We start from the raw sequence: 8,177 nt of genomic DNA on the forward strand, positions 1-8,177 counted from the left end.
AGCCGCTTAAACGCTTTTTTTGCCATTTCGGTGAATAGTCCCTCAATGAGTATGGTTAATTTTTCCTGTTGCGTTGGTTCCGCGCCGAAGGCGCGTGCGCGTGGCGTAACCCGAAGAGTGACCCCTCAGCCGATGCGTGCTGCAGTTCGAACGGAAGCTGGGGCCGATGTTTGCCTATGATCAACCCATAAGCCGTCCTCGGCCGGACGAGCGCAAGGCCCAGCCGCGAAGCCCCGCGGGCTTCAGCGTGCTGGAACTCGTTCGCCTGTTGTGGCGGCGAAAGGTCGCGATCGCATCCGCCGCCCTGATCTGCGCCTGCGCCGCGGTAGCGGTCGGCAAGAGCCTGACGCCGAAATATTCCGCGACCGCCCAGCTTTACGTCGACCCCCGCGAATTGCAGCTGGTCGATCGCGAACTCACGCCGCGCACCCAGGATCTTTCCGGCCTCGCCATGGTGGTCGAAAGCCAGGCGCGCCTGATCACCTCGAACAGCGTGCTGCTGCGCGTGATCCGGGACGCCAGCATCGACAAGGATCCGGAGTTCGGCGGCGAATCCAGGAGCCTGATGGCGTCGCTGCTTGGCCTGTTTGGTCTCGCCATCCGGCCGAGTGGCGATTCGACGCTGAGCCAGACGCCCACGCTGGAGGCGTTGAATCGGCACATCAACGTCAGGAAGACCGATCGCAGCTTCATCGTCGACGTCGAGGTCTGGTCCTATGATCCGGCCAAGGCCGCCATGCTCGCCAATGCGGTCTCCGCCGCCTATCTCGCGGAATCAAAGACGTCGCAGGCCACCGCCGCGCGGCGCGCCACCACCGATCTTTCGGGCCGGCTCAAGGAACTGCAGGTACGGCTGCGCGACGCCGAGAATACACTTGCCACCTACAAGGCGCAGAACAACTTCGTCGGCACCCAGGACACACTGATCAGCGACCAGCAGCTGTCGACGAGCAACCAGCGGCTCGCCGCTGCACATGCCCTGACACTCGACGCGCAGGCCAAATACGACCAGATCGAGGCCAGCCGTCGCGCCGCGACCGATGCCGGCGCGCTTCCGGAAGCGCTGCAGTCTCCGACCATCGCCAATCTGCGCGCGCAGTATGCCGAGGCCCGCAAGCGCTACGCGGAGCTCGCCAGCGAATTGGGGCCGCTGCATCCCTCGCTGCGCCAGATGGAAAAGCAGGTCGAGGATCTGCGCCGTAATATCAATGAAGAGGTCGACCGCTTCGTGCAGTCGGCGAAGAACGACTTGGCCCGCGCGCGCGATTACGAAGAATCGCTGAACAAGGCACTCGATGCGCAGAAACGGCAGAGCGTCGAGCTCAGCCAGGCCTCGGTGCGGCTGCGCGAGCTGGAACGCGAAGTCGACGCCAGCCGCGACGTCTATCAATCATTCCTCAAGCGCTCGCGCGAAACCGAGGAGCAGGAGAGCCTCAACACCTCAAGCGCGCGGATCATCGGCGAAGCCACCGTGCCGCAGCGGCGCACCTTCCCGCCGGCGATGAGCCTTTTGGCGATGCTCGGCTTCGCCCTCGGCGCGCTCGCCGCTTCCGGCTGGGCTGTCGCGGCCGACCGGCTGTCAGCCGGCACGGCGGAGCCGCGGCCGGCCGGCGCCAGGCCACAAACCCCGGCGCCGCCGGCGAAACCGCCGAGCGAAATTCCGCCGCCGCCGCCGGCGCGCGCCGCGGCCATCGAAAAGCCCTTGATCGCACGCCTGCAGGAAGCCGACGTGATGCGAACCCTGGGCGGAATCCTGGCCATTGGCGGGGTCCCCGATGTCACGCGAATGGGCTGGCCGACGCTGCGCGCGGGCTTGCCGCTGATGAGCTTCCTCAACACCATGCGCGACATGCGCTCGACGCTGGCGAAGCGTTTGCCTGCCGGGACGATCCCGGTGCTGGCGGTAATCGGCGCGGCAGAGGGCCGGGATCGCAGCATCGCCGCGCTGAACGTGGCGCTTGCGGCCGCGCGCGACGGCGCCAGCGTGCTGATGATCGATGCCGATTACGCAAGCCACGCGCTTTCGAGCAAGATCAACCGTCTCGGCAAGCGCGAACCCGCCCGCCTCGGCTGGCTCAGCATCGGCACCAAGGCTTCGCGCGCGATCAAGACCGTCAACGGCATCTCGATCCTGCCCGCGGTCAAGGCTGCGCCCACCAAGGCCGCCGACGCGATCTCCAGGGCGATCGCGCAGGCGCGTTCCGCCGGCGGCTACGATCTGGTGATCCTCGACGGCCCGGCAATGCCCTCAGCCGCTGCCGACCGCAAGCTGCTCGATGTCGCCGACGGCCTGATCGCGATCCTGCCGGTCGATCTCGATATCAACGACCGCATGGAAGACATCATCGCCGGGCTCGACGGCGCGGAGCGCAAGCTGGTCGGCGTCGTCCTCAACGAACTCAAATCCGCTTCCGTCAACCGCCCGCGAGACAAACAATATGCTTGAGCGCCGCACCAATTCGCTCGGCAGGGCCGCCACATCCGGCATTCCCAGGATCTCGCTGGGGGGCTTGCGGCTTGCCGTGCTCGATATCGAGCAGACCGCAAATTTCATGATCGAAATGGTGTTTCCGCAACGGCGGCTCGGCCGGCCGCTCTATCTGACATCCGCCAATGGCGAGGTGCTGGCACGCTGTTCGACCGAGCCGATGACCGGGCGGCTGTTTCGCGCCGCCGACCTCATCAACGCCGACGGACAGCCGCTGGTCACCGTGTCGCGATTGAAATCCAAGACGCCGCTACCGGAACGGGTCGCGACCACCGACCTGTTTCATGTCGTCGCCCGCAAGGCGCAGGCAGCGGGGCTGACGTTCTACATGTTCGGTGCCGATGAAGCCGAAAACGCCACTGCTGTCGCCAACGTCAGGCGAATGTATCCGGGCTTGCGCATCGTCGGACACTCGCACGGCTATCTGCGGGCCGAGGCGCTGCGGCAAAAGGTCGACGAGATCAACGCGCTGGCGCCGGATTATCTGTGGGTGGCGCTCGGCGTTCCCTATGAGCAGGCCTTCGTCGATCAATTCACGCCGCAGCTTGCCAATGTCGGCGTCATCAAGACGTCGGGCGGATTGTTCAACTTCCTGTCGGGCAGCCGGCCCCGCGCGCCGCGATGGATGCAAAAGATCGGCCTGGAATGGGCCTGGCGAATCTGGCTCGAACCGCGCCGATTGTTCTGGCGCTACTTCACCACCAACCCGCGCGCGCTCTATCTGCTGTTCAACAAGAGCCGGCCTTCAGGCGACGAAGGCGCGCCGCGCGGCTGACACGAGCGACGCTCCGCGGCGCGCGACGGCGCCGCGCGGCTCAACTCGCCGGCTTGCATACGCACACCAGCGACGTGCCGTAAAAGCCTTTCGGAACCAGTTTGCTTTCGAGCCAGAACAGATAACCGAGCCATTTGTGCAGCCGGGGATTCTTCGGCGCGGCAAAAACAGTCGGCCTGTCCAGTCCGGCCCGCTTCAACAGCCACGCCGGCAGGTAAAGCGCGTGAAAGAAATAGCCCCAGGCATGTATCGAAAGCCGGGATTTTCGGGCTACCTCGCGCAGCTGACCGATGTCGTAGCGAAGGAAATGACGAAAATGCTCGTCATAGTTCGACCATAGCTCCTGGCGCGCCGGCACCGTGATGATGAGCGAGCGAACAGCCGGCAGCGCCCGGAACAGCGCAGCAATCAAGTCGCACGGCCGCTCGACGTGTTCGATCACATCGAGCAGCAGAACGGCGCTCACCCGCTCGCGCAAGGCGGCTGTCAAATCCGCGAATTCGGTTTGACCGAAGACGAAGCCGCGCACCTCCTCATGCACCTTGGGGTGTCCGGTATCGCAGCCATAGGCGTCGAAACCATCGGCGCGCAGCAAGCGAACGTAATGACCTCGTGCCGCCCCGATCTCGAGGATCGTGTCACCCTTGCTGCAAAACGCGCGGACGAGGTCCCTGATAATTCCGCTGCGAGCGCGGTGCCAGTAGTGAAGCTCGTAACCCGGAGGGTAAGCCTCGTCGAATTCGTCGCCGCTGAATTCGGTGCTGCCGTCGGCATGATCTATCGAAAGATTCAATTGTTCTCTCCGACGCGCCGTCATCCTTCATGGCCGCCGGAGAATAGGGGCAAGCGAGGGGTTTCGTAAACTCAAATGAGCGCACCGCCAGTTTCCGGTTGAATCCCGATCTCGATGAGGCTTAAGTGCGCCGCACAAGCGCACCGAACGGGTTTACGTGAAGCGATCATGCAACAGAACGACCAGCAACAACCGACGGATATATTGCCGCTATCGATTGTTGTTCCATGCTTCAACGAGGAAACGGGAATAAAGGAACTGGTTCGCCGCTGCTGTGGAAGCGCGCTCTCCGCGGTCGGCGAGGGATACGAACTGATCCTGGTCGATGACGGGTCGACCGACGGTACCTGGGCCGCGATCACTGCCGAAATCGCGCATCGTGCGAACGTCGTCGCGATCAAGCTATCGCGCAATTACGGCCATCAGGTTGCGCTTACCGCCGGGCTGGCGGCGGTCCGCGGACGGGTGGTTTTCGTGCTCGACGCGGATCTGCAGGATCCGCCCGAATTGCTCGGCGCCATGCTCGAGGCCATGCGGGAGAGCCGGGCCGACGTCGTCTACGGCCAGCGCAGGAGCCGCGCCGGGGACAGCTGGTTCAAGACCACCACGGCCAGTCTGTTCTACCGGCTGCTTGAAATTTCAACGGATATCCTGATCCCGGTCGACGCAGGAGACTTCCGGCTGATGTCGCGGCGAATATCCGACATCGTCGCGCAAATGCCCGAGCGCGATCGCTTCATTCGCGGAATGATCGCCTCCGTCGGATTCAAGCAGATTCCGTTTCCGTACGACCGGCAGCAGCGTTACGCGGGTTCGACGAAATACCCGCTTTCGAAGATGATCCGCTTCGCCGCGGACGCCTTTCTCGGCTTCTCGATGGCCCTGCTCAGGTTCTCCTCGCTCGCCGCTTTCGGACTGCTGCTTGCGCTGATCGGCGTTGCGATCTATTCGATCTATGCCTGGGCCTCTCTCGAGGTCGTGCCCGGATGGACCAGCATCATGATCTCGATCATCGTGGTCTCGCTGTTCCAGCTGATTGCGCTGAGCGTCATCGGGGAATATGTCGGGCGAATCTATCTGAGCACGAAAAATCGACCGTTATTCATCATCGACGCCATCGAACGCGGTACCACGCAATGACCGACCTGCACGAATATACCGACGAGTTTTTTGAATATATCGAACGCGGCTCGATCATCTCGGCCAGGAAATTCAGTGGATTTCTCGTCCCCCTGCTCGGCGTGAATTCCATCCTGGATGTCGGATGCGGACGCGGCGGCTGGCTGCGCGAATGGAAGAACGCCGGCGTCGGGATCGCGCAAGGCGTCGATGGCCCCTATGTCCGCCGGCAATCGCTGCTGATTCCGGCGCAGGATTTCACCGCCGTCGACCTATCGCAAAAATTCGATCTGGGACGGCGTTATGATCTCGTCGCCTGCCTCGAAGTCGCCGAGCACCTGCCGCGTTCGTGCTCGGAGACGTTTATTTCTTCGCTGGCCGCACATGCCGACCTGGTGCTTTTCTCCGCGGCGACACCCGGCCAGGGCGGTGAAAACCACATCAACGAAAAACCCCCGTCATTCTGGCAGGCCATTTTCGAAGCCAAGGGCTTTGAGGCCTACGACGTGGTTCGGCCGGTTTTTCGCGCCGACAAGAGCGTCGAGCCCTGGTACCGTTTCAACACCGTGCTTTATGCAAACGCGCGCGCTCGCGCCTCGCTGCCGGAGGCGGTCGCGCGTACGCGGGTCGAGCCGGGACAGTTGCAGGAGATCGGCGACATTGGATGGCATGCCCGGAAATCGATATTGCGGCTATTGCCGAACACCGCCGTGACGCGCTTGTCGAAGTGGAACTATCGGCGCTTGAACCGCGCGCACAAGCGGCGGTCGACGGTCTGACTTCCGACGCCGAATTCCATTTCAGCACCACTGGACCGCCTGCATGAGGAGATTGGAACGATGGCTCTTTCCACGTGGTGAGTCTCTGAATCTTCTCCTGATCGCGTGCCTGTCAGGCGCCATTTCATTTATTTTGATCGGGCGGCAGATTTACCAGGCCAATTGGGGCCTGATCGACGATCACGAGATTTTCCATTTTCTTGGACCCGGCCTTCACCTTCCGCTGACCGATATCTGGAGCACGCTGCTGGCGAAAACCGAGGTCGGGTCCCTGCAGGGACGTTTCCGTCCGGGCTACTACACGGTCAAACTGATCGAGACCTCGCTTTGGGGCACCAACGTCCATCTCTGGTACCTGGCGCGGACTTTCGGCTTCGCCCTATTCCTCGGCTCGATCTGGTGGTTCATGCGGCGGTTCGTCGGCATTTGGCTCGGCGGCGTCCTGACCATCTGCATTGCGCTGCTTCCGCTATGGGCCGGCATCTGGTCGCGCTTGGGGACCTCGGAGGCCTATGGCGCTGCTTGCGTCGGCCTCATGTTGTTTGCCGGCTATTTCCTTTTCTTTTCTAGCGGCTCCCGGGCCAGAATCGTCAGCGCGGTCGCCCTTACGTTCGCCACCATCGCGCTGATCGGCATGAAGGAGACGTTCCTGCCCTTCGCCGGCGGCACTGTCGCGGCATTGCTGTTGGCAGGCATTGCAAAGCGGCTTACACCGTCCGTCGTCGCCATTCTGATGCTGACCGTGTCCGCTTCCGCTTGCGGCATCGTCGCGGTCGTCGCAAAGGAGGTGCGCGTCAGCGGCGCGGACTACTATGCCAATTCCGTGCAGGCCTGGTCGGTGCTGGTGTTTGCCGCCAAGGGCGTGTACTTCGCGGTCAGGCAGACTTGGTGGATATGCGTAGCGCCGATCCTGTTTTATGCCACGCTGTTGAAGCTCTCGGCGCGGCCGCTCGCGGGCTGGCTGACAGCTTCCGGAATCGTGATCCTGGCATACGGCTTTATGATCGCGATGTATGCCGCGCAATCGGCGCTCTATCGTTCGAATTTCCCGCTGAACACGCGTTACGATTTCCCGGCCATGCTGCTGGTGCCGTCCAGTCTTTGCATTTCGACCTGCTACGTCTTTTATCTGGCACGCGGCTTCCTTTCGGAAGGAGCCGTCAGCTACGCACAATTGGCCGCGGCATTTCTGCTTGCGCTGGGACTCGCGTTCGGCGTCGGCTATCCGGATAACGGAAAGGCGCTGGCTGCCGCCGTCCGGACCAATATTGAAATGACCAACGCGTTCTACGGCGAACTGCAGCGTGCACTCGGCACCGCGGAGAAGTCACCGGACAGCCCCATCATCCTCGAAGCCTATGGTCCCGGCGCCTATGAGCCGGTGTTTTCGCTGTCGATCTATTTGCCTGCGCTGGGAGCCCGAAATCGCATCTCGGTCCGTCTTCATCCGGAAGAAAAATCGGAAGGAAAACTCTACGACGGTCTGCAGCAGGAATTGTCCGATCTGGAGCAGGCCGGCGGCCACGGCTTCACCCCCTTGCGGGATGGCCTCGCCCATCACCCGGAGGGCTGCGTCAGCATCGGCATCAATGGGACTCCCGATGCCGCCTGCTCGGGATTTCAGGTGAAGACCCCATGACACCAGACACGCTGCGCGATATGCGCGCCCTCGCCCGCCATGCCATGCGCCGGCGTATCTTGCACCGTAGGAAGCAGACCGGCTAGCATCGAGCGACAATCAGCTAAACGCAGCGGAGGAACCCCATGAAAGCCACCCACCGGTTCTGGCGATACCTCGTGATGCCCCTGTCTCTCGCCGGCATGTTGAGCATCAGTTCGGCGGCCGAACTCAATCCCGCCGCAGTCGCCTACAAGCTGCCGGATCAAATTCCCTGGGGCCCGGTCAATGCCGCGGGCGCGCAGAGCGCTGTCGTCGTCGGCGATCCGACCAAGCCCGGCTTCTACATGGTCTACAACAAGTGGACCAAGGGCAATCATTTCAGCCGGCCGCATTTCCATCCCAACGACCGTTACATTGTCGTGCTGCAGGGCACCTGGTGGGTCGGCACCGGCCCGAAATTCGATCCCGAGCACGGCACGACGGCGATGCCGGCGGGCAGCTTCGTCACGCATTTCGGCAAACAGGTGCATTGGGACGGCGCGAAGGATGAAGACGCCGTGTTGCTGATCATGGGCGAAGGACCCGCGACCGCGACCGAAGTC

The 8,177-nt window shown here is 62.7% G+C and carries 7 protein-coding genes; 6 read left to right on the forward strand and 1 reads right to left on the reverse strand.

Annotated elements, in window-relative coordinates; all coding sequences use genetic code 11:
* The first annotated feature begins 166 nt into the window (after positions 1-166).
* Both VK804_RS16180 and VK804_RS16185 read left to right on the forward strand, forming a co-directional pair.
* Positions 167-2,446 (forward strand): exopolysaccharide transport family protein, encoded by a 2,280-nt coding sequence (locus VK804_RS16180; RefSeq protein ID WP_325371972.1) that lies wholly within the window; start codon positions 167-169, stop codon positions 2,444-2,446.
* Positions 2,439-3,263: a WecB/TagA/CpsF family glycosyltransferase gene (locus VK804_RS16185; RefSeq protein ID WP_325371974.1), complete on the forward strand. Its 825-nt coding sequence runs from the start codon at positions 2,439-2,441 to the stop codon at positions 3,261-3,263. The genes VK804_RS16180 and VK804_RS16185 overlap by 8 nt, the downstream gene beginning before the upstream one ends.
* A 40-nt stretch (positions 3,264-3,303) precedes the next feature.
* On the opposite strand, the gene VK804_RS16190 is transcribed toward VK804_RS16185, so the two are convergent.
* Positions 3,304-4,080 (reverse strand): methyltransferase domain-containing protein, encoded by a 777-nt coding sequence (locus VK804_RS16190; protein WP_325371976.1) that lies wholly within the window; start codon positions 4,078-4,080, stop codon positions 3,304-3,306.
* A gap of 144 nt (positions 4,081-4,224) precedes the next feature.
* On the opposite strand from VK804_RS16190, the gene VK804_RS16195 reads away from it, so the two are divergent.
* From VK804_RS16195 to VK804_RS16210, 4 genes are all read left to right on the forward strand, one after another.
* Positions 4,225-5,196 carry a glycosyltransferase family 2 protein gene (locus VK804_RS16195; RefSeq protein ID WP_325371978.1) on the forward strand — a complete coding sequence of 324 codons (972 nt, stop codon included), beginning with the start codon at positions 4,225-4,227 and terminating at the stop codon, positions 5,194-5,196.
* Complete coding sequence (locus tag VK804_RS16200) at positions 5,193-5,954, forward strand: methyltransferase domain-containing protein (RefSeq protein WP_325371980.1); 762 nt, start codon at positions 5,193-5,195, stop codon at positions 5,952-5,954. Before VK804_RS16195 ends, VK804_RS16200 begins: the two co-directional genes overlap by 4 nt.
* A 133-nt stretch (positions 5,955-6,087) precedes the next feature.
* Positions 6,088-7,593 carry a hypothetical protein gene (locus VK804_RS16205; RefSeq protein WP_325371982.1) on the forward strand — a complete coding sequence of 502 codons (1,506 nt, stop codon included), beginning with the start codon at positions 6,088-6,090 and terminating at the stop codon, positions 7,591-7,593.
* Between the two features lie 125 nt (positions 7,594-7,718).
* A partial coding sequence (locus VK804_RS16210; protein WP_325371984.1) for a cupin domain-containing protein occupies positions 7,719-8,177 on the forward strand: 459 nt, incomplete at its 3' end.

The organism is Bradyrhizobium sp., from assembly GCF_035484855.1.
Classification (GTDB): Bacteria; Pseudomonadota; Alphaproteobacteria; order Rhizobiales; family Xanthobacteraceae; genus Bradyrhizobium.

Excerpts from the sequence above, each read along its gene's own strand:
- VK804_RS16180 (WP_325371972.1), top strand. The coding sequence starts at position 167 with ATGTTTGCCTATGATCAACCCATAAGCCGTCCTCGGCCGGACGAGCGC.
- VK804_RS16185 (WP_325371974.1), top strand. The coding sequence starts at position 2,439 with ATGCTTGAGCGCCGCACCAATTCGCTCGGCAGGGCCGCCACATCCGGC.
- VK804_RS16190 (WP_325371976.1), bottom strand. The coding sequence starts at position 4,080 with ATGACGGCGCGTCGGAGAGAACAATTGAATCTTTCGATAGATCATGCC.
- VK804_RS16195 (WP_325371978.1), top strand. The coding sequence starts at position 4,225 with ATGCAACAGAACGACCAGCAACAACCGACGGATATATTGCCGCTATCG.
- VK804_RS16200 (WP_325371980.1), top strand. The coding sequence starts at position 5,193 with ATGACCGACCTGCACGAATATACCGACGAGTTTTTTGAATATATCGAA.